19 protein-coding genes are annotated in these 19,170 nt (G+C 61.5%); 6 read left to right on the forward strand and 13 right to left on the reverse strand.

What is annotated here, in order from left to right; translation table 11 throughout:
• Positions 1-61 precede the first annotated feature (61 nt).
• The 8 genes from ACFO3E_RS16835 to ACFO3E_RS16870 form a co-directional block, all read right to left on the reverse strand.
• Positions 62-817, reverse strand: coding sequence for an SDR family NAD(P)-dependent oxidoreductase (locus ACFO3E_RS16835; protein ID WP_380806503.1), 756 nt, complete (start codon positions 815-817; stop codon positions 62-64).
• Complete coding sequence (locus tag ACFO3E_RS16840) at positions 814-1,206, reverse strand: Zn-ribbon domain-containing OB-fold protein (RefSeq protein ID WP_380806506.1); 393 nt, start codon at positions 1,204-1,206, stop codon at positions 814-816. The genes ACFO3E_RS16835 and ACFO3E_RS16840 overlap by 4 nt, the downstream gene beginning before the upstream one ends.
• A complete protein-coding gene (locus tag ACFO3E_RS16845) occupies positions 1,203-2,357 on the reverse strand; it encodes a thiolase family protein (protein ID WP_380806508.1) in 1,155 nt (384 codons plus the stop codon). Before ACFO3E_RS16845 ends, ACFO3E_RS16840 begins: the two co-directional genes overlap by 4 nt.
• Complete coding sequence (locus tag ACFO3E_RS16850) at positions 2,357-3,139, reverse strand: SDR family NAD(P)-dependent oxidoreductase (protein ID WP_380806510.1); 783 nt, start codon at positions 3,137-3,139, stop codon at positions 2,357-2,359. Before ACFO3E_RS16850 ends, ACFO3E_RS16845 begins: the two co-directional genes overlap by 1 nt.
• A gap of 21 nt (positions 3,140-3,160) precedes the next feature.
• Positions 3,161-4,657 carry an aldehyde dehydrogenase family protein gene (locus ACFO3E_RS16855; RefSeq protein ID WP_380806513.1) on the reverse strand — a complete coding sequence of 499 codons (1,497 nt, stop codon included), beginning with the start codon at positions 4,655-4,657 and terminating at the stop codon, positions 3,161-3,163.
• Complete coding sequence (locus tag ACFO3E_RS16860) at positions 4,657-5,724, reverse strand: zinc-binding dehydrogenase (RefSeq protein ID WP_380806516.1); 1,068 nt, start codon at positions 5,722-5,724, stop codon at positions 4,657-4,659. Before ACFO3E_RS16860 ends, ACFO3E_RS16855 begins: the two co-directional genes overlap by 1 nt.
• Positions 5,725-5,740: 16 nt before the next feature.
• Positions 5,741-6,886, reverse strand: coding sequence for an amidohydrolase family protein (locus ACFO3E_RS16865; RefSeq protein WP_380806518.1), 1,146 nt, complete (start codon positions 6,884-6,886; stop codon positions 5,741-5,743).
• An 83-nt stretch (positions 6,887-6,969) separates the two neighbouring features.
• Positions 6,970-7,302, reverse strand: a complete 333-nt coding sequence (locus tag ACFO3E_RS16870; protein WP_380806520.1) for a hypothetical protein — start codon at positions 7,300-7,302, stop codon at positions 6,970-6,972.
• Between the two features lie 105 nt (positions 7,303-7,407).
• Between ACFO3E_RS16870 and ACFO3E_RS16875 the strand changes: the two genes are divergently transcribed.
• Entirely contained in the window at positions 7,408-8,757 is a 1,350-nt protein-coding gene (locus ACFO3E_RS16875; RefSeq protein WP_380806523.1) for an alpha/beta fold hydrolase, read from the forward strand.
• Between the two features lie 136 nt (positions 8,758-8,893).
• On the opposite strand, the gene ACFO3E_RS16880 is transcribed toward ACFO3E_RS16875, so the two are convergent.
• Together ACFO3E_RS16880 and ACFO3E_RS16885 are read right to left on the reverse strand one after the other, a co-directional pair.
• Positions 8,894-9,799 (reverse strand): LysR substrate-binding domain-containing protein, encoded by a 906-nt coding sequence (locus ACFO3E_RS16880; RefSeq protein WP_380806525.1) that lies wholly within the window; start codon positions 9,797-9,799, stop codon positions 8,894-8,896.
• Positions 9,800-9,931: 132 nt separating this feature from the next.
• Entirely contained in the window at positions 9,932-11,194 is a 1,263-nt protein-coding gene (locus ACFO3E_RS16885) for an MFS transporter (protein ID WP_380806528.1), read from the reverse strand.
• Between the two features lie 226 nt (positions 11,195-11,420).
• Between ACFO3E_RS16885 and ACFO3E_RS16890 the strand changes: the two genes are divergently transcribed.
• The gene (locus ACFO3E_RS16890) at positions 11,421-12,110 is read left to right on the forward strand and encodes an alpha/beta hydrolase fold domain-containing protein (protein WP_380806530.1); all 690 of its coding nucleotides are present in this window, start codon (positions 11,421-11,423) and stop codon (positions 12,108-12,110) included.
• Positions 12,100-12,396 (forward strand): alpha/beta hydrolase fold domain-containing protein, encoded by a 297-nt coding sequence (locus ACFO3E_RS16895; RefSeq protein ID WP_380806532.1) that lies wholly within the window; start codon positions 12,100-12,102, stop codon positions 12,394-12,396. The genes ACFO3E_RS16890 and ACFO3E_RS16895 overlap by 11 nt, the downstream gene beginning before the upstream one ends.
• Here the strand turns inward: ACFO3E_RS16895 and ACFO3E_RS16900 are convergent, their stop codons facing one another.
• A complete protein-coding gene (locus ACFO3E_RS16900; RefSeq protein ID WP_380806534.1) occupies positions 12,397-13,578 on the reverse strand; it encodes a Gfo/Idh/MocA family protein in 1,182 nt (393 codons plus the stop codon).
• A 160-nt stretch (positions 13,579-13,738) separates the two neighbouring features.
• Here ACFO3E_RS16900 and ACFO3E_RS16905 point away from each other — a divergent pair, with 160 nt between their 5' ends.
• Genes ACFO3E_RS16905 through ACFO3E_RS16915 form a run of 3 tightly spaced genes read left to right on the forward strand, consistent with a single transcriptional unit; the run spans position 13,739 to position 16,423 of the window.
• Positions 13,739-15,445, forward strand: a complete 1,707-nt coding sequence (locus ACFO3E_RS16905) for an FAD-dependent oxidoreductase (RefSeq protein ID WP_380806537.1) — start codon at positions 13,739-13,741, stop codon at positions 15,443-15,445.
• 24 nt (positions 15,446-15,469) lie between these two features.
• Positions 15,470-15,778: an EthD family reductase gene (locus ACFO3E_RS16910; RefSeq protein ID WP_380806539.1), complete on the forward strand. Its 309-nt coding sequence runs from the start codon at positions 15,470-15,472 to the stop codon at positions 15,776-15,778.
• Between the two features lie 3 nt (positions 15,779-15,781).
• On the forward strand, positions 15,782-16,423 hold the full coding sequence (locus ACFO3E_RS16915) for a glutathione S-transferase family protein (RefSeq protein ID WP_380806542.1): 642 nt from the start codon (positions 15,782-15,784) through the stop codon (positions 16,421-16,423).
• On the opposite strand, the gene ACFO3E_RS16920 is transcribed toward ACFO3E_RS16915, so the two are convergent.
• Positions 16,404-17,657, reverse strand: a complete 1,254-nt coding sequence (locus tag ACFO3E_RS16920) for an MFS transporter (protein WP_380806544.1) — start codon at positions 17,655-17,657, stop codon at positions 16,404-16,406. The genes ACFO3E_RS16915 and ACFO3E_RS16920 overlap by 20 nt on opposite strands.
• Positions 17,658-17,679: 22 nt before the next feature.
• The gene (locus tag ACFO3E_RS16925) at positions 17,680-19,152 is read right to left on the reverse strand and encodes an aldehyde dehydrogenase (protein WP_380806546.1); all 1,473 of its coding nucleotides are present in this window, start codon (positions 19,150-19,152) and stop codon (positions 17,680-17,682) included.
• Between the last annotated feature and the right edge of the window lie 18 nt (positions 19,153-19,170).

Here is a 19,170-nt window from a genome sequence, read left to right on the forward strand (position 1 = left end):
AGCCCCGGCGCATGGGCATGCAAGGCGCGGGGCGAAGGCTCCGCCGCCGCGATATGCCTGGTCAGGCGTTAAGGCCGCCATTGATGCTGATGATCTGGCCCGTGATCTTCGCCGCGCCCGGCCCGCACAGGAACAACGCGATCGGAGCGATGTCCTTCGGCTGGGGCAGGCCAAGTCCGGCGCGATTTCGGGCGGACTCGGCCCGGCTGCCTGACCCAGCAAAGGCGTCGAAGATCGGTGTGCCCTCGACAAAGCTGGGTGACAGGCAATGAACACGCACGCCGTGGTGCGCGACCTCCAAAGCCAGGCTGCGCACGAAGCTCATCATGCCGCCATAGGCGCCGGCGAGCAGCGACTGGTTCGGTGCGGCGAAGCGGCCGGAATCGGCGGCAAGGGTGACGATCGTCCCGCCCTGGATGGCGAGATGAGGCAGCGCGGCGAAGCAGAGCTGCTGGAAACGCGCGAGCGTCGCGTCGGCAAGCACTGCAAAGGCGCTGGGGTTGGTAGTAGGGAAACCGCCAGTCACGCCGGGAGCGCCGGAGACGGCGCAATGGATGACGGACCCAATCGGACCGGCAGCAGCGAGCCCGTCGATCAGCTTGGTTATTGCGTCGGGCCGATCGAAATCGGCAGGGGCGGGGAAGAGGCTTGCTTCCGGGCAGCGCAAGCGCAGCTGGTCGATAGCGCTTGCCACGCTGTCCTCGCTACGGCCGTGCACCGCGATCCTCCGGCCAGACTCGGCCGCTTGCGCAGCAATTTCCCCCCCGATCGCTCCAGTTGCGCCGGTGACGAGCAGGATGGGCGGTGTTCCGCTCATTCCGGCACGAACAGCGGGAAGTCGTCTCCTGCATCGCGCCGCAACCGCACGCGCAGGCCGGTCTTTAGCGCGCTCAGGTCGGCATCGACGAGCCGGCTGTGGAAATATGGTCCTTCATCCAGCCGAATCACGATCAGCGAATAGGGCACTTCGGCCGCCAGTTCGGCGGTATAGGCGCGATGAAAGATGGTGAAGGTATCGACGGCGCCCCGGCCGGATCCTTCCACCCATTGCATCGCTGCCATGCCATGGTCTGGACAGCAAGTGGCCGGCCATTCGCTGCGACCACAAATGCCGCAGCGATGCAGCAGGAAGCGTTCGTCATCCTTCCATGCGGTCCAGAAAGGCGCATCAGGATCGCCGGTGATCAGGGGTGCGATGTCACTCATGCTTCGTTCCCCAGGATCAGTGTGCCGTGCGACCAGGTGTTCTGAATGCCGCCATTGAGGCCATGCCCGCTCGTGAGCGCCAGCCGCGCCCCGGAAACCTGCGTTGCGCCAGCCTCTCCGCGCAACTGCCTGGCAGCCTCGATGATGGGTGTGAACCCTTGTGCATAGAAGCCGGACAACTGCCCGCCGCCGGTATTGACCGGAATGACACCGTCGACGGCGATGCCACCCTCTTCGACAAATGGACCACCCTGGCCGGGCTTGCAGAAGCCATAATGTTCCAGCTGCATGAGCACCGAGATGGTGAAGGGATCGTAGAACTGCGCGGTGTCGATGTCCGACAGCCCCACCCCCGCCTGTGCGAAGGCGCGCGCTGCGGCCGGGGCGATATCGTCATGATAGCGATAAAGATCGCGTTCGTGCCAGTTGCGGATATTGTGGCCAAAGCCCATGCCCAGCAGATAGAGGGGCCGCACGCCCGGCATCGACCTTGCCCGCTCGGCGCTGGTCAGCAGGAAGCAGGAGCCGCCATCGGTGTCGCGGCAGCAATCGAGCAGGCGAAACGGATCGACGATCATCGGCGATGCTTGATGCTGCTCGATCGTGATCGGCTCGCCGTAGGTCACGGCGTCGGGCCGCTTCGACGCATGATCGCGCAGTTGCACGGCGACCGCGCCCAGATGCCGGCTGGTGGTGCCATAATGGTCCATGTGCCAGCGCGCGTGGAGCGCATGGGCGCTTGCAGCGCCGACCATGCCGACCCGCATGGGATAGCCATAGCCATAGGCGCCGTAAGTGCCGACGCCGCCGCTTTCGACCGGCGTGGAGGGCGCTGCGCCATAACCGCAGGCGATCATTTCCGCCTGACCGGTCAGGATCGCGCCCGCCGCCATGGCAAAGCTGCACGGCGCGGTGGCGCCGCCGGACTGCACCGCCCAGGAAAAATGGGGGGAGAGCCCTAGATAGCGCAGATCCTCTCGCTCGGTCGAAGCGTGGATATAGCCATCGATCGCCGAACGATCGACGCCTGCATCGGCTAGTGCCAATTCCAGCGCCTGGCGACGGAGCTCCAGCCCGGTGACGCCGAGCTTGCGCCCCTGCTGCGTGACGCCAATGCCGACGATGGCGATCTGACCGCGCAACCTTTCCATCAGGCTGCGACGTAACCGCCGTCAACCGGCAGTGCGACGCCCGTAATGTTGCGCGCCATGTCTGACGCCAGGAATAGTGCGGCGTTGGCGCAATCCTCCGGCGATATCGGCATGCCCAAGGGGTGCTGTTTCCCGTACATGGATTCCAGTTCGGGTGTGACGACGCGTGGCGCCGATCCGGCACCGAAATTGGTGATCATGCCCGCCGGGCAGACGGCGTTGACGCGAATGCCGTTTTTCGCATTCTCGATCGCCAGGCCCCGCGTCAATTGGATGACAGCGCCCTTGGTCGCACCGTAGAGCACGCCGCCCCAGCCCACCATGCCGGCGACCGACGCGGTGTTGACGATCACGCCGTTGTGATCGCCCTGCTTGAGGAACTGGCGAATGGCGAGCCTACAACCATTGCCGACGCCCCGAAAATTAACGTCATTGAGCTGGTCGAAATCTTCGTCGGTGATTTCGTCGAAGCGGACGAGTGCGTTGTTCCGAACAGGACTGGCGATGCCGACATTGTTGAAAATGACGTCGAGCCGGCCATAGGCGGACACCGCCGCATCGATCGCGGCCTGGACGTCGGCTTCCTTGACAACATTGCAGGTGATGGCCTGCGCGTCGGTAAAGCCTTCCTCCCTGATGAGTCCGACCGTTTCCTCATTGCGTTCCGCGACGAGGTCCGCGCAGATCAACTTCGCGCCGTTCCGCGCGAAGATCAGCGACGCGGCGCGGCCGACGCCCGATCCGGCGCCCATGATGACAACCGATTTGCCTTCCAACAGCACTTTATCTCTCCCGCCTTGTCTTTAATTCGCGAAGTTCAGAACCTGCATCTCCTGATAAATGCGGATGCCTTCCACGCCGCGTTCGCGACCGATGCCGCTCATCTTGTGGCCGCCCGACGATGCGTTGCCGCTCATCATGAAGCAGTTGACGTTGACCGTGCCGGACCGGATCCGCTTGGCTACGGCAAGCGCCTGGCGCGCGTCCTTGCCGTGGACATAGCCTGACAAGCCGAAGCGGCTGTCGTTCGCCATCTCGATGGCATGGTCGACATCGCGATAGCCGATGACGGCGATGACGGGGCCGAAAATCTCGTCCTGCGCGGCCGGGTTCTTGTTGTTAGGCACGTCCAGGATGGTCGGTTCAAAATAGAAGCCCTGCCGGTCCACCCGCTTTCCACCAAGCGCCACCGTCGCACCCGCCTGCACCGCCAGTTCGACGTAGCGCTCGCACCGCGCAACCTGCGCCGCGCTGATGACCGGTCCCATGACCGTCGCGGGATCGTCAGAATCGCCCAGCCGAACATTCTCCAGGCTCGCCTTCATCGCGGCGATGACTTCGGCCTTCTTTTCCTCGGGCACGAAGACCCGTGTGCCAAGCACGCAGCCCTGCCCTGCATGAGCGAGGCAGACGGTTGCGGCCGCAGCATAGGCGGCCTCGACCCGGTCGGGCAGGAAGATCTGGGCGGACTTACCGCCCAGCTCCAGCTGGACCCGCTTCATCGTCGGCGCGCCCTGCGCCATCACTTTCGCGCCGACATCCGACGATCCGGTGAAGGTGATCATGTCGACCGCCGGATCGGTTGTCATCAGCAGCGCGCCCTCAGCGCCCTGCTCGGCGAGGATGGAAAGCACGCCTGCGGGCAGGCCTGTCTCGATCGCCACTTCCACCATGGCGAGCGCGCTGAGCGGGGTCAGCGGGCTGGGGCGCAGGATGACCACATTGCCGGCGGCGAGGGCGGGCATGATCTTCCATAGGTTGATATACATCGGGAAATTATAGGCGGAGATGGCCGCAACGACGCCGATGGGCACATGCCGACGCACACTCTGCACCACGGTGCCGAGCGGGTTGACGCGCTCCTCCAGAGTCAGCGGATTTTCCTCAATCTCCGGCAAGCGCAGATAAAGGTCCAGCATCGCGTTGATAGTCTGGACGGGCGATGCAAGCTGCGCATAGAGCGCTGGCGAACCGACCGGGCAGCCGGTTTCCGTGACCAGAAGTGCCTTCATAGCGTCGGCCCGGATCGACAGCGCCGTCATGAATCGGCGCAGGATCGTCACGCGCTCGACGGGCGACAGCGCGGCCCAATCGCCCTTGTCCGCGGCGGTACGCGCCTCTTCGATCGCCTGCTTGAACTGATCTATCGACGCGCCGGCGAAGCGGATCGTCTCCAGGCCGGTGGACGGATTGATGACCGTTACCGGATCTCCCCGTCCCGCAACGGCACGCCCGCCGATCAGCATGTCGGTTGCATAATGGGCCACGGTGCGGCCTTCGGTCTGCGGCGCGGTCGCCATTATTCACTCTCCTCGAAAATCTTCGTCGGCACTGCGTCCGATGGTTCGGCGACGCGGACCACGACCTTGCCGGGCACGCTGCGTTCGAACAATCCGGCCAGCGCATGGGGCAGCCGTTCGAGCCCCTGTTCGATATGCAATTGCGGTTTCACCTTACCGCTGCCGACCAGTTCGGCCACTTCATCGTCGAAGGCGGGGCGCAGCGCGTCCTTGCCATATTGGCTGAAAGCCTGAATGCGCAGGCCCTTGAACATGATGGCACGCAGCAGCGCGGGCAGATTGTCCCTGCCGGTCTGCTCATCCCCCTGATAGCCTGCCATGAGGCCGCAGACGAGGATTAGCCCGCCCGGCGCCATGACTGGCAGGATATCGGCCAGCATCGGCCCACCCACATTGTCGAAATAGACGTTCGCGCCCTGGGGCAGCGCTTGGGCGAGTTGTTCCTTGAAATCGGGCGCGAGGCGGTCCGCGACCGCATCATAGCCATTGTCGAGCAGATAGCGGCGCTTCTCCTCGCCGCCCGCAATGCCGACCGCGCGGATGCCGCGTGCCTTGACCAAGGCGCCGACGGCCGATCCTACCGCGCCTGCCGCACCACTAACCAGGATCGTCTGGCCGGGCTTCAGGTCAGCCACTTCCAGCCCTGCATAGGCCGTGAAGCCCGGCAGCCCACCAATCGCCAGCGCATTTTCCGGGGCGCCCAGTCGCGCATCGACGCGGTTGACGCCGGCGCCGTTAGATAATGCAAAATGCTGCCAGCCAAAGCGACCTTCAACGATGTCGCCGATCGCGAAATCGGAATGGCGCGTTTCGACAATCTCGCCGACAGCCGCGCCGGGAACGGTGCTGCCCACTGGCATCGGCGGCATGGCGCCGGCCATCGGTGCAGGATCGATGAAGATGCGCAGCATTGGATCGACCGATACTGCCAGTATCCGAACCAGAAACTCACCGTCACCGGGTTGAGGAATCGGCTGATCCTCAACGGCGAAGTCGGTGGGCGACACCCGGCCGTCCGGGTGCCGCCGCAGTGCGATGCGCTGGCTTGTCCAGCTTTCCCGACCCATTGTCAGCCTCCCGCGCTCAGAGATTGTAGAGCGCCTTGGCCCTGCCGCCAATGATCATGCGGCGGTCTTCGTCGGGAACGCCTTCGAACAGCTTCTCAATGACTTCCATCGAATGGGGGAAAGTGGTTTCCGAATGCGGATAGTCGGACGACCACATGATGTTTTTAGCGCCCGGAAAGTCGCGCATCAGGATGCCGGCGCGGTCATGAATGAACGATCCGTAGATGTTCTTGTCCATGAAGTAGCTCGGCTCTTTTTCGAGCACGCTGTTCACCCAATACCGCTGCTTATGCCAGGTTTCGTCCATATAGTTGGACGCGAAGGCGAACCAGCCGACGCCGCTTTCCACTGACACCAGCTTGAGGTCGGGGAAACGCTGGAACACGCCGCCGAAGATCATGATAGCGATCGGCTCACCCATGCCGAACTTCGACATGAGGAGGTCAGACAGGAACCATCTGGGCTGATTGAAGCGAACAGCACGTCCGCCGAGATGGATTGTCACCGGCATGCCGAGGTCACAGACCGCCTTCCAGAAGGGGTCGAATTCCGGGTCGGCATAGCTGCGGTCACCATTGACGTCGCCAGTCAGAGCCAGCGTTTGCGCATTGCCTGCATCCAGATTGCCTTGAAGCGCCTGCGGGAAGGCGGGAATATTGACAGCCTTCAGGCCCTTCTTCGCAAATTCGCGAACCATCGCGATAGACTCGTCCACGTCGCGCATCGGGATATAGCCTACACCGACCAGGCGTGCGGGATCATGCGAGCAGAAGTCCGCAAGCCACTGGTTATAGGCGTTGAAGCTCGCTTTGTAGAGTTCCTGATTGGCGGTGCCCAGTGGGCCGCCGCCGAACAGGATGGCGGTGTCGATGCCGTCCTTGTCCATATCCTCCAGCCGCGCGCCAGGCATCCAGCCGCCGGTGCGGGCGTCGGACAGGCGGCCTTCCATCTTGAAGTCCTTGCCCTTGCGACCAGCCTGCGCGCTGATCAGGTTAACCTTGCGGCGCTTGCCTTCGAAGATGACATAGTCCGCATCCTCGCCGTGTTCGACCTTAGGCGCGAGTTCGCGCAGCGAGGCGGGGAGATATTCTTCCCACATGGTGTGGGGCGGATTCACATGGGCGTCGGCATCGACGATCGGTGCGGTGGTCTGGTCAAGCATGAATGGCTCCTCTCAATCGCAATATTATGCGGAGCTTTAAGCGCATTCAAATATGAATTGCGCCGTTATTGATATCATATGCATTATACCTCCGCGGTCCGGCGCCCCTGCGATATGCCCACGACGGAAAGCGTGTAGGTGCTGTCCAGCGCGTCGCTACGCGGCATCTTCTCACTTCCCATGACATTGCCCATGTTTCGCAAAGCGGTCATTGGATCGCCTTCGAATTCATAGATGAGCAGGAAATCCCAGTTCGGCAGGCCATCGGGCGCCTTGATAGGCACCGCATCATGACGTTCGGCGCTGATAAAGCCCGGCACGGCGAGCAAGTCGGGGATGTGGCGCTCATCATACCAGCGCGCCAGTTCTGCTTTCTTGCCTTCGCTCGCGCGGGCCAGGACCATCATCTTGTGCATTGGTGGCTCCTCTCACTATTCGTCCTTGCCTTGTTATCTGTTCCAAAATAGTATGAAAATAGATGATACTGATATTATATAGATATCAAAGGAAGAGGTGCGGATATGGTGACGGCGGCGCGGCTAGACTTTCAAGGCTTTGGCGGTGTGCCCATTGTCGGCGACGCTTTCGGCTCTCCCGATGATCCGGCGGTGCTACTGATACCGTCGACGGGCCAGTCGCGCGCCTTCTGGCATGGCTCGGCGCGCGCGCTGGCAGATGCAGGGCGCTACGCCATTTGCGTCGACCTGCGGGGGCATGGTGACAGCGGCCATGCCAGCGACGGGCGTTATGATCTGGATGCCTATGTCGGGGATCTCAAGGCAGTGCTTGCAGCGTTGCCGTCGCGCGCTGTGGTTGTCGCTGCCGGTCTGGGCGCCCTCGTCGCCATTGCCGCGATCGGGGAAAGCACTGCCCCGCTAATATCGGGGCTGGTCCTGGTGGACGCCAATATATGGTTCGATTCGAACACCAGCGCGCGGCTGCACAGCGCCTTTTCGCGCCTTACCACGGTTTTTGCCAGTGCCGACGACGTGCTGAAGGCAATCATTTCCCTGCACCCGGACGAACCTTCACTGGTCGCCCGAGAGCGTCTGCTGGCTGCTTATGAGCGCGATGGCTCGGGCGGCTTTCGGTGGCGCGGCGATCCGCGCGCAGTCATGACCGCCGACATTCGGGGGGCGCGGGAAAGGCTTGCTGCGGCGGCCGCGCAAATCCGCAACTTACCGGTGACGCTGATCCGCGGGTCCCTCAACTCGACCATATCGGCAGAAGCTGTCGACCGTCTTCAATCGATGATCGAAGGCTCGGAATCCGCTGAAATTGAAGGGGCGGGTCATTATGCCGCGGCAGAGCGGGAGGAGGCGTTCAACGCCGTCCTGCTCGAGTTCCTCGAACGTCGTGCCCCGCGTCAGCCGATTAGCTATATCGGTGGTGCCGAACCGCGCGTGCTGCGCGATGCGCTTGGCTGTTTCGGGACCGGCGTGACAGTCGTGACATCCTTTGACGGGGAGGGCGAGCCGATCGGCTTTACCGCCAACAGCTTTTCCTCGCTTTCCTTGGATCCCCCGCTGATCATTTTCTCGCTGGCAAAGACTTCAGGAAGCCTGGAGAGTTTCGTTGCCGCCGGTCGCTTCGCCGTGAATGTGCTGCATATTGGTCAGCAGCCTATCGCTAATCGCTTTGCCCGACGGGACGCTCCTCGTTTTGATGGGGTCGACTGGACGACTCAAGCCGACAAAGGCTCGCCCATCCTACGGGGTGCGCTCGCCTCGTTCGATTGCACCACTTATGCGATGCACGAGGGCGGCGACCATCTGATCTTCGTAGGCCAAGTGAACCATGCTTGGTTCGAACCGCATCGCGATCCGCTGCTCTACTTTCGCGGCCGCTACCGTCGACTCCATTTCGCGTAGGCTTGCAAGCATCGATCTACGTCAATCAATCGTCGATGCTTTTTCGCCCATTCTGTCCCGATCGGGCAGAGTAGACTCTGAGTCGACGGCTATTAAAGCGAAGTGGATGCTCTTTGGCCAATTCCAATATGCGGGTTTAGAGCGGCGCATCGGGGTCAAGCAGATGCGGCTTTTCAGCAAGGAACTGCCGCGTGAAGGCAACAAATTCCTCACCACGCGCCCCGACCTGCTGAGGATGCCACATCATGGTCAGCTCGGATGCGGGCTCAGGTTCCAGTCCAGATATCGGCATGAAGCGGACGTTGCGAGGTTGCATCAAGGAAGCCGTGGCCGGAACCATGCTAACGCCCAATCCTGCACTTACCAGGCTGATTGCAGTATTGGTTTGCATCGTTTCCTGCGTAACGTGCGGCATCACGCCAGCATTACTGAAAGCCGTATACAGCGCCGAGGATTGCGCATAGCGCTGTGGAGGTGCGATAAAGGGGAGCTCGCTCAGTTCAATGGGCGTAATTGAACTCTGTTGCGCGACTGGCCAATCTGCGGGGATTGCGGCGACGGAACGTGTTCGCTCCACCACGAGCGTTTCGCAGAAATCCAAGCCGCCTGCCCCAGCAACTGTCACGAAGCCGATGTCAAAATCGCCAGCCTTCAGGCCGGCAATCTGATCCACGGAGGATCGTTCGAACAGGCGGATGTGCACGTCAGGCCGGGTGGTGCGGTAACGCGCGATCATGTCAGGCAAAATCCGGTAAAGCGCTGCTCCGACAAAACTGACGCGGATCTCGGGCACCTGCATCGCTTCGCGCTGGGTGAGCTTGCGTGTGAGATCAGCTTGCGCCAGAGTCCGGCGGGCTTCTGTCAAAAAGACCTTGCCCGCGGCGGTGAGTTCCACTCCGCGCCGCGATCTGTCAAACAGATCGACCCCTAGATCCAGTTCCAGCCGGCGAATTGACTGACTGAGCGGAGGTTGCGCCATGTGCAGGCGTCGCGCCGCGCGGCCGAAATGCAATTCTTCAGCGACAGCTACGAAATGGCGCATGTGTCGAAGGTCCATGACGCCGGGATAAGGAGTAGCCTCCCACTGTCAATAGGCCTGTGGTATCAAAATGACATTGTTCAATATCTGTTAATACTCGAATTTCTCACTGCTCGGTCCGACGCGGGTGCATGTTCAGCTCTTCGCATCGGCCGGTACTGGAATTTGGTCAAGGTTGTTTGGCGTTCGGCTCTGAGCCGGCTGGATAGCGACCATCGCCATCAGCATGGCGCCAATCGCAGAAAGGCTGGCTGCGCAGAGCAGAAAAACGTCATAATTTCCCCGAGCGTCGAACAATGCGCCCGCCAGCAACGGGCCCAGGCTCGCTGCGCCCCCGAAACTGGCTATGACCACGGCGTAGATCGACCCGAAGATACGCTGATCGAATTGTCGTGATGCGATGAAAGTCACGACATCGATCTCCGCGCCGGCGGCCAAACCCAGGAGAATCGCAGCGAGCATGTAGAGCGGTACGGCGCCAGCCCCGGTCCATAACAGGCTGCAGACGATGATCGGCAGCACAAATACGATGATGCCGACCAGGCGCGTGGGAAGCCGGTCCAGCAGATAGCCAGTGCCAAGCCGCCCGATCACTGCTGAAATGCCGGCAAGGCCCGCGATCGCGCCTGCGGTCACGGTCGTCACGCCTGCTCCGCGAAGCAGGGGCACCAGATGCAGCGTCAGACCGAACACCGCGCACGAAAACAATGCGCCCGACGCCGTGAGGAACAGAAAGGGAGCCGACAGCACGGTCGGCAGAAGAGGCGGCCGGGCGGCCGGGCTGTTCGCTGCAACGGTAGCGGCGCCCTTCACCCTTCGGCCGTCACGAAAGAATAGCAGCGTTAATGGCAGGGAGACAGCCGCCCATCCCAAGGCTATCGACATATAGGCCGCGCGCCAGCCGACCCATTCGATGAGCGCGGCGGCGATAAAGGGCCAGATGGTGTTGGCAACGCCATTTCCCGACAGGGCGATTGCCATGGCAAGGCCGCGGGACGCGTCAAATTGTCCAATGACCGGTTTGACCCAGACTGGTTGGGTAATGAGGGCCGCTCCAATTATTTGGAGACCCGCCAACAGGAACCATTGCCAAAGGGCGCCGTTGGCAAGGCCCAGCGCTGAAAAGCTCATGACAAACGTCACGGTTCCGACAATGGCCAGCACTCGCGAACCCAACCGGTCGATCAGCAGCCCGACGAACGGGATGATCAGCATGCCGGCAATCATCTGCATGGTGACCGCAGAAAAGAATTCGGCGCGTGTCCAGCCAAATTCGCGGGTTATCGGCTCCATGAACACACTTGCAGAATAGCCGACCGAGGCGCTCCCCGTGATGCCGATCATCGCCACCAGCGGCAATGGCCACATCCTGGCCCACTCCTGTTTCGCTGCGCTCACGCAAATCCTCTCCTGCCGATTTCGCCCAGGCGGTCGCGGCTTGTGCCACCTCGTCCGAACGGCGCGGTTCTAAGATAGCGTACCTCGACACGCAAATAATAAACATCGTGATATGCAATTCATATGATAGATGCTGCGCCGCATTTCACGATATGCTCGCAGGTTGTTCGGCCGGACGCGTGCCGCGAACCGCCGCATAGGACTATAGTAGGATTGAGGATGACGCATGATCGAAAGAGCAAATCCAGCACCCGGCTTCACTGTTCCGGCGCGGGACATTCAAGTGCCCGCTCACCTAAGCGCCGAGGCGCAATCATCGCTGATGGTTCCGCCCAGGCGTATCAACTATCCTCCGCTGGAGGATAAGGCGGCATGGAAGGCTTATGTTGCTGCCTCCGACCAGATGGTGCTCCAGATGCTGGGCGGCGATGCAGTTCCTGGCGTTGAAACTTCCGATCAGCAGATCGACGGCGTGCCCGTCTTTGTCTCAAGGCCAATCGAGCAAGGCTGGCGCGAAAGGCCGATCCTTCTCGATATTCATGGCGGTGCACTAATTGGCTGCGGCGGTCCGGTCGCCCGAATGCTGGCGGGCCGCAGTGCGCTTCGCTTCGGCGCACGGATTTGGTCCCCTGACTATCGCATGGCGCCTGATCATCCCTATCCGGCCGGTTTGGACGACTGCATCGCCGTCTATCGCGCGCTGCTGCGCGATCACTCTCCGCAGGACATCGTTATCGGCGGAGCGTCGGCGGGCGGTAATCTTGCTGCTGCACTGATTCTGCGAGCGCGCGATGAGGGGCTACCGCTGCCTGCCGGCGCGTTACTGATGACCCCCGAAGCCGACCTCACCGAATCCGGTGACAGTTTCAATACCCTGGACGGGATCGACATGCTCGGTCGCCTAAATGCCAGTTAATCTGCTCTACGCTGATGGCCATGATCTGACACATCCTTATATATCGCCGCTATTCGGTGAGTTCGCGAAGGGCTTTCCGCCGACGCTGCTCACGACGGGCACGCGTGACCTGTTCCTGTCCAACACGGTGCGGATGCATCGGGCCCTGCGGGCAGCGGGCATCCGGGCCGAACTGCATGTGCTTGAGGCCGGACTTCATCCCGGCTTGCCTGGGTCGCCTGAGGAGGAGGAGATCAACAGCGAGATCCGCCTATTCCTCGACACGCTCGGCCAGCGGGCAGGCTGATCAGGCTGGGAGGTCTACCCAGGCGCGCTGGCCGTGCGACTGGTAGACTGCCTCGATCACACCCTGTACTTCTGCGGCACGCGCGAAGTCAGGTACCGGCTCGCTGCCGTCGCGGATGGATCGCACGAACCCCTCGAACAGACGGGCGATCGAAACGCGCTGCGACCCGTTATGGGCGTCACTCTCATGTGGTTCGACGAGACGACCCGCGACGGTCATCAGCCGTTCGGGTACCGGCACATCGCTCCCGGAGGGCATCATGCGGAAGTCTGGTCTCCCATGATAAAGTTTGGCCGTGGCTATGCTGGGATATTGTAGCGCGTCGAGCCGGAGGCGGCCCTTGGAACCGAGCGCGTCTATGTGGAAGCCGGGCGCATCCGCTGCCGTCCATGAGGTAATCAGCGTGCCCATCGCTCCATTAGCAAAGCGGAGCAAGGCATGAGCTGTGTCGTCTGTTTCGACTGCCATCGTCGCGCCGTCGCCCAGATCCCACTGCTTCAATTGTGTTTCCAGTCGCCCTACGATCGATTTGATCGGGCCGAAAACCTGCCGTACCGCATGTAGGAGGTGCGAGCCCTGGTTGCGCATCGCGCTGACCCCTAGCCCGTCTTTTCCGAACCAAGTGTAGGAAAAGCCGGGATAGATCTTGAGGAAGAAGGACAGCTGCCAGGAGCATTGCACCTGGAAAACCTCACCGATTTCGCCGGCGTCGATCATTTCCTTCATCAGAGCCAGATGGGGGAGACCTACGACACTCGGCGCCGCGATACCTTTGAGCCCGTTTGCCTGCTGCAGGTCCGCAAGCCCTCTAGCCGCCTCGTAGGATGTCGCAAAGGGCAGCTGGTTTACGGCATGTTTGCCGGCACGCAGTGCCGTTGCGACCATCTTTTCGCGCAGAATTGGGTTGGTTCCCGCATCGATGATGTCGATGGCAGGATCGGCGCACATCGCTTCGAAGTCCCAGAATGGACGCGCCACATCATATTGGACAGCGGCAGCTTCGGCCGTCTCCTGCCGGGATGTGCAGATTGCCGTCACCTCCACATCATCCTCGAGCAGCCGCCAAGCGGGCAGGTGAGCAAGCGCGCCCCAGTTGGCGCTAACGATGCCAACCTTCAGCTTTTCCTTCGCCATTCCCAAATCCTCTTGTTCGATATTTTGCCCTTCATAGCGCCGGCTCATGCATTTGCGTGCTGACTACGCAAGCATCGCGGCGACGATGGAGCAGCCGTTTCGTCTAGCGGTAAGGGGTTGAACGCGGCTCAAGACTTGACCCTGCTCCTGGGATTGCACACGAGTTGGTGCATATCAGGCGCAGCGCACTGTGCGGGTGGAGAGGCCGATGGCTCAATTTGACGAGGAATTTGATTTTGTCGTGGTCGGTAGCGGCGGCGGCTCAATGTGTGCTGCGCTGGTCATGCGGCAGGTCGGCAAAAGCGTTCTGATCCTGGAGAAGACGGACCTTGTTGGCGGCACAACGGCCAAGTCGGGCGGCGTCATGTGGATACCCAATAATCCTTTCATGGAACAGGAAGGTATCGAGGACAGCCCCGAAAAGGCACTTGAATATCTGGAGGCGACGGCGGGGCAGTCGCAGGATGCGCCGGGCACTTCGCGCGAACGGCGCGCTGCTTACGTGACGCAGGCGCGCAGGATGGTCGATTTCCTGATTGCTCAAGGCATCAAGCTGACGCGCGCACCCTACTGGCCTGACTATTATGACGAGCGGCCAGGCGGTTCCGCGGCTGGGCGCACGGTTCTTGCCGAACCGTTCAACCTCAATGAGTTGGGACGGTGGAAAAGGAAGCTGCGGCCAAACTTCATCCCCGTGGTGGCGGCGCCTGAAGAAATGGGTGCGGTGATGAGCGCCAGAACCCGGAGGAGGTTCGGCATCGCTATAGCAAAGCTGCTGCTGCGGATTGGCAAGGAGCGGCTGACCGGCCGCAACATTGTGGGAAACGGCGCTGCACTTCAGGGGCGCATGTTGCAGGCAGCGCTGAAAGCCAAGGTCGATATCCGCACCAAGAGCCCGGTTAAGGATCTGGTCGTGGAAAATGGGGCGGTCAAGGGCGTAGTTGTCGATAAGCATGGCCGGGAATATCGGATTGGTGCACGGCTTGGTGTGCTCGTCAACGCCGGGGGCTTTGCCCAAAATCAGGCGATGCGCGATAAATATGCGCCTGGTACCTCGGTCAAATATACCGCTGCTGCGCCTGGCGATACCGGCGAGATGATCGAGACGATGATCCGCCTCGGCGCGGCCTTTGGGCAGATGAGTGAGCGCGTTGGATTGCAGGCTAGTCTGGTGCCGGGCAATGAGAATCTTGACGGCAATGGCATCGACCTCAAGAAGATCAGCGGCCAGGGTAGCGTCAGCGCGCCTCATGCCATCATCGTCGATCAGACCGGCGTGCGTTACATGAACGAGGCTGGCTCCTACATGGCCTTTTGCCGCAATCAACTGATCCGCAACCACACAGTTCCCGCGGTTCCCAGTTGGTGGATTTTTGATCAATGGCATTTTGATCGCTATCCACTGTTCGGCATCGCAGGAATGGGCGCTCGCCCTAAACGTTGGTTCAGTTCCGGGCTGGTGAAGAAGGCTGACACGATCGAGGGATTGGCAGCCCTGATCAACGTTGATCCCGCGACGCTGCGGGCCACGATCGACCGTTTCAACCTCGGCGCGCGCGAGGGCCGCGATCCCGACTTCCATCGTGGTGAGCGGGCCTACGACAACTGGCTGGGTGATCCGACGCAGGAGGGATCCAAGACGCTCGGTCCCATCGATACCGCGCCCTTCTATGCCGTTCCCATGTATCCAGGCGATGTGGGCACTTATGGAGGCGTTGTGACGGACGTGAATGCGCGCGTGCTGCGCGAGGACGGTACACCGATCCCCGGCCTCTATGCGACCGGCACGTCGACTGCGTCGGTGATGGGCACGGCCTATCCCGGCGCAGGATCCAGCGTAGGTCCGTCCTTCGTTTGGGGCTATGTTGCCGCCAAACATGCAGCTGACGCCGACAACCTCCTTGTTGCCGCTTGAACCGCCAGAAGAAAGGCTGATCAGATGATCAAATTCACTGTGCTCTATCCCTATTCAGAAGATAGCCGCTTCGACCATGACTATTATGCTGCTAAGCACTGCGCCATGGCTCAGGATCGCATGCAGTCGCTGCGCTATGAGATCGACAGGGGTGTGACTGGTGCGGCGCCGGGCAGCCCGCCGGCCTTCCATGCGATGGTCCATTTCTATTTCGCGGATCTTGCTGCATTTCAGGCTGGCCTTGCGAAGGGCGGCAGCGAACTCGGCGCAGACGTTCCCAACTATACCGATGTTGCCCCGGTCATTCAGGTGAGTGAAGTGGTCGAGGGCTGACGGGTGCTGACGGTCCACCACCTTGGGATTTCCCAATCGGATCGTATCGTATGGCTATGTGAGGAACTCGGGCTCACCTACCAGTTGGTGCGGCACGAGCGGGACCCGCTCACTCGCCAGGCGCCCGACAGTTATCGGGCGCTGCATCCGTCGAATACCGCTCCCGTGATTGAAGATGGGTCGGTGACGCTGCCGGAAACGGGCGCGATCCTAGATTATGTGATCGCGAAATATGGGGGTGGGGAGTTCGTCGTCGAACCCGATAGCCCGCACTTCGCCAACTATATTTATTGGCTCCATTTTGCCAACGGCTCATTCATGCCTGCCCAGATGATGGCCATGGCGGCAAATGTGCTGGCGCCGGGACAGGACAACAGCGGCACGCGCGCCTTCCTGGAGCGGGCCGACCGGGCCTTCGCAATGGTGGAGGCGCGGCTTGGCGAATCACCCTACTTTGCCGGTCCCGACTTCACATTGGCCGATGTCATGATGCATTTCCCGCTCACAACGATGCGCCTGTTCGTGCCGCGCGACATATCCGCTTTGCCGAACCTTCGCGCCTATTTGGCACGCGTCGCGGCGCGCCCGGCCTATATTCGCGCCATGGCCAAGGCCGATCCGGGCTTCACGCCACCGCTGGCCTAGGCACTCGGCTTGGATATGGGCCGAGCAGAATGAAGAGCAGCGCCGCAATGGGGCAGAGTGGCATCGCGATCCACAAGGCCGGGGCATAGCTATGATAATGGTCGTAGATCGCGCTCAGCAGCAGCGGCCCGCCCGAACCGGCAAAGGCGATCACACCAGCAAGCGCTCCAAACAGCAATCCGAAATTACCAAGGGTGAAATAGCGTGAGGTCAGATAGGCGACGATATCATATTCCGCGCCTAGAGCGAGGCCGAGCAGAAGCACCGCGATGGTTGCGGCCGTGATGGAACCGGGCATTCCCAGGAGAAGCGCACATGTTGCCATCGGCAATGAAACAATGCTGCCCGCAAGCAGGCGGCCATCCACGCGGTCAAGCAGATATCCAATCGCCAGTCGTCCACCGATCGCCGAAAAGCCGAGCAGCGATGCCGTGCCCGCAGCCTGCGCGCGGGTCAGGCCGTTGGAGGTCAGGACGGGCACGACGCTGATTACGAGCGGCGGCACAACCAGGGCGAACAGGAAGCCGGCGAGTGCGAGTTGGAGGAAACGCCATGAGAGCAGTTCCTCCTTGCGCGGGGCGGCATGGATGGCGTCAGGCCGGACATCCGGGGCAGTGGATGCGACGCGTTGCACATCCTTGGCACTCGTTAAGAATAGCATCAGCAGCGGCAGCGCAATCGCCGCCCATGACAAGGCCAGGCCGGGGTAGGCAAGGCGCCAACCAAAGCGCTGAATCAGCCAGTAGGTCAATATGGGCGTGATGATCGATGTGATCCCGCTGCCGCAGAGCGTCAACCCTAGGGCGAGCCCCCGGCCTGCAAAGAAGAAGCCGGACACTGCGGCCGTCCACACATTGGGCAGCACGAATAGACTTGCAAGGCCGAGCATGGTCCAGACGGCGAACCAGCTCTCGATTGCAGGGCCCACAGCTCCGAGAGCTGACACCAGCAAGGTGATAGCGAACAATCCGAAGATGCCGATACGCCGCGCACCTAAGCGGTCGATGGCAGCGCCCGTGAACGGGGCACCCACCACGCAGATTACTGCAACGATGGCGGGGCCGGTCGTGATTTCGACCCGGCTCCAGCCAAATTCTCGCTGGAAGGGCTCTATGAACAGACCGGTGGCATAGTTGAGCGAACTGCTGCTCGCCATGCCGGCACAGGCAGCAAGCGCTATTGTCCAATGACTGCGCCACTCCTTGCGGGCGCTACCTTCCAACTTGACCGACATAGGCTCTCCTCGCCGCCGACTGTTATTGCGCCGCCGCAGGGGCCCGTTCAAAGATCATGGTTTTCGCTTCCAGATAGGGCTGGAGGCCCTCGATCCCGCCCTCGCGGCCAAGGCCAGACTGTTTGAAGCCGCCGAAGGCGATGGAGAAGTCACCGCGAAAGGCATTGTGCCCAACCGTCCCGGCGCGCAGCTGCCGTCCGACGGCATAAGCGCGTTCGGGGTCATGAGTGAAGACACTCGCATTAAGGCCATAGATCGTGTCGTTGGCAATCGCGATCGCCTGTTCCTCGCTGGCAGCCGGGATGACGCTTAGCACAGGACCGAAAATCTCTTCGCGTGCGATGGCGGAGCCATTGTCGACATTCGCAAAGAGGGTTGGCTCGACATAATATCCGCGGTTTAGGTGGGCGGGGCGTCCGCCACCGGCCGCAAGCCGCGCGCCCTCCGCTTTGCCCTGCTCGATCAGGCTTTCCACACGGTCGCGCTGTCGCGCCATGGCAAGGGGCCCCATGTCGCTGTCGGGATCAGAGGGATCGCCCACGCGGATTTTCGCGAAATTCGCAGCGAGTGCATCGACCAAATCATCATGCCGCTGTTCTGGAACAATGATGCGGGTGAGGGACGAACAAACCTGACCCGTCATCAGTGGTGCGGACTTGGCGAGCGATGAGGCAGCTTCGCCGATATCATAATCGTCTAGGATCACGGCGGGTGACTTGCCGCCCAATTCCAATGTCACGCGCGCGATCCGCTCGCCGCAGAGCGAGGCGATGCGACGTCCCGCGGCGGTCGATCCGGTGAAACTGACCTTGTCAACGCCAGGGTTGCGTACGAGCAGTTCCGACACAGCACGGTCTGCCGTGAGAACGTTGACGACACCTGGCGGCAGGCCGATCTCCTCGCAGATTTCAGCAAACATATAGATTGAGGAAGGCGCTTCGGGAGACGCTTTGAGGATGACAGTGCAGCCGGCGATGAGAGCAGCCGCGCATTTATAAGAGAGGAGGGAATGGGGTGCATTCCACGGAACGATCGCAAGCACGACGCCGACCGGTTCTCGCACGAGCAGCGCCGGGAGCCCTGTTGAGGAGACATGTCGCTCCTGCCACGCGAAGCTGTCCGCTAGCCGGGCATGGTAGCGGAAGACGTCGGCATTGCTCTTTGCTGCATGGATTGACATGGCGCTGAGCACGCCTGATTCAGCCGACCAGCTATCAGCGAGCGCTTCCTTACGCCTTTCCCAGCTTTCGGCGATCTTCGCGAGCAGGGAGCCGCGTTCCTGATGGCTCATTCGCGGCCAAGGACCATGATCGAAAGCATGGCGCGCCGCAGCGACAGCGCGCAGCGCGTCTGCCTCCTGCGCCTCGGCAACAGTGACGAACACTTCCTCGGTTGCGCTGTCGAGCACATCGAACGTTGCGCTGGAACAGGGCGCTACCCATTCGCCGTCGATAAAAAATGCGTGGGGGTTTTGAAGGCTATGGGAACGAAGCATGGAATGATTCCTGACATA

The sequence above is a fragment of the Sphingobium tyrosinilyticum genome, assembly GCF_042654265.1.
Taxonomy (GTDB): Bacteria; Pseudomonadota; Alphaproteobacteria; order Sphingomonadales; family Sphingomonadaceae; genus Sphingobium; species Sphingobium tyrosinilyticum.

Excerpts from the sequence above, each read along its gene's own strand:
- ACFO3E_RS16835 (WP_380806503.1), bottom strand. The coding sequence starts at position 817 with ATGAGCGGAACACCGCCCATCCTGCTCGTCACCGGCGCAACTGGAGCG.
- ACFO3E_RS16905 (WP_380806537.1), top strand. The coding sequence starts at position 13,739 with ATGGCTCAATTTGACGAGGAATTTGATTTTGTCGTGGTCGGTAGCGGC.
- ACFO3E_RS16920 (WP_380806544.1), bottom strand. The coding sequence starts at position 17,657 with ATGTCGGTCAAGTTGGAAGGTAGCGCCCGCAAGGAGTGGCGCAGTCAT.
- ACFO3E_RS16855 (WP_380806513.1), bottom strand. The coding sequence starts at position 4,657 with ATGGCGACCGCGCCGCAGACCGAAGGCCGCACCGTGGCCCATTATGCA.
- ACFO3E_RS16880 (WP_380806525.1), bottom strand. The coding sequence starts at position 9,799 with ATGCGCCATTTCGTAGCTGTCGCTGAAGAATTGCATTTCGGCCGCGCG.
- ACFO3E_RS16840 (WP_380806506.1), bottom strand. The coding sequence starts at position 1,206 with ATGAGTGACATCGCACCCCTGATCACCGGCGATCCTGATGCGCCTTTC.
- ACFO3E_RS16910 (WP_380806539.1), top strand. The coding sequence starts at position 15,470 with ATGATCAAATTCACTGTGCTCTATCCCTATTCAGAAGATAGCCGCTTC.
- ACFO3E_RS16865 (WP_380806518.1), bottom strand. The coding sequence starts at position 6,886 with ATGCTTGACCAGACCACCGCACCGATCGTCGATGCCGACGCCCATGTG.
- ACFO3E_RS16875 (WP_380806523.1), top strand. The coding sequence starts at position 7,408 with ATGGTGACGGCGGCGCGGCTAGACTTTCAAGGCTTTGGCGGTGTGCCC.
- ACFO3E_RS16900 (WP_380806534.1), bottom strand. The coding sequence starts at position 13,578 with ATGAGCCGGCGCTATGAAGGGCAAAATATCGAACAAGAGGATTTGGGA.
- ACFO3E_RS16895 (WP_380806532.1), top strand. The coding sequence starts at position 12,100 with ATGCCAGTTAATCTGCTCTACGCTGATGGCCATGATCTGACACATCCT.
- ACFO3E_RS16860 (WP_380806516.1), bottom strand. The coding sequence starts at position 5,724 with ATGGGTCGGGAAAGCTGGACAAGCCAGCGCATCGCACTGCGGCGGCAC.
- ACFO3E_RS16925 (WP_380806546.1), bottom strand. The coding sequence starts at position 19,152 with ATGCTTCGTTCCCATAGCCTTCAAAACCCCCACGCATTTTTTATCGAC.
- ACFO3E_RS16845 (WP_380806508.1), bottom strand. The coding sequence starts at position 2,357 with ATGGAAAGGTTGCGCGGTCAGATCGCCATCGTCGGCATTGGCGTCACG.
- ACFO3E_RS16870 (WP_380806520.1), bottom strand. The coding sequence starts at position 7,302 with ATGCACAAGATGATGGTCCTGGCCCGCGCGAGCGAAGGCAAGAAAGCA.
- ACFO3E_RS16890 (WP_380806530.1), top strand. The coding sequence starts at position 11,421 with ATGATCGAAAGAGCAAATCCAGCACCCGGCTTCACTGTTCCGGCGCGG.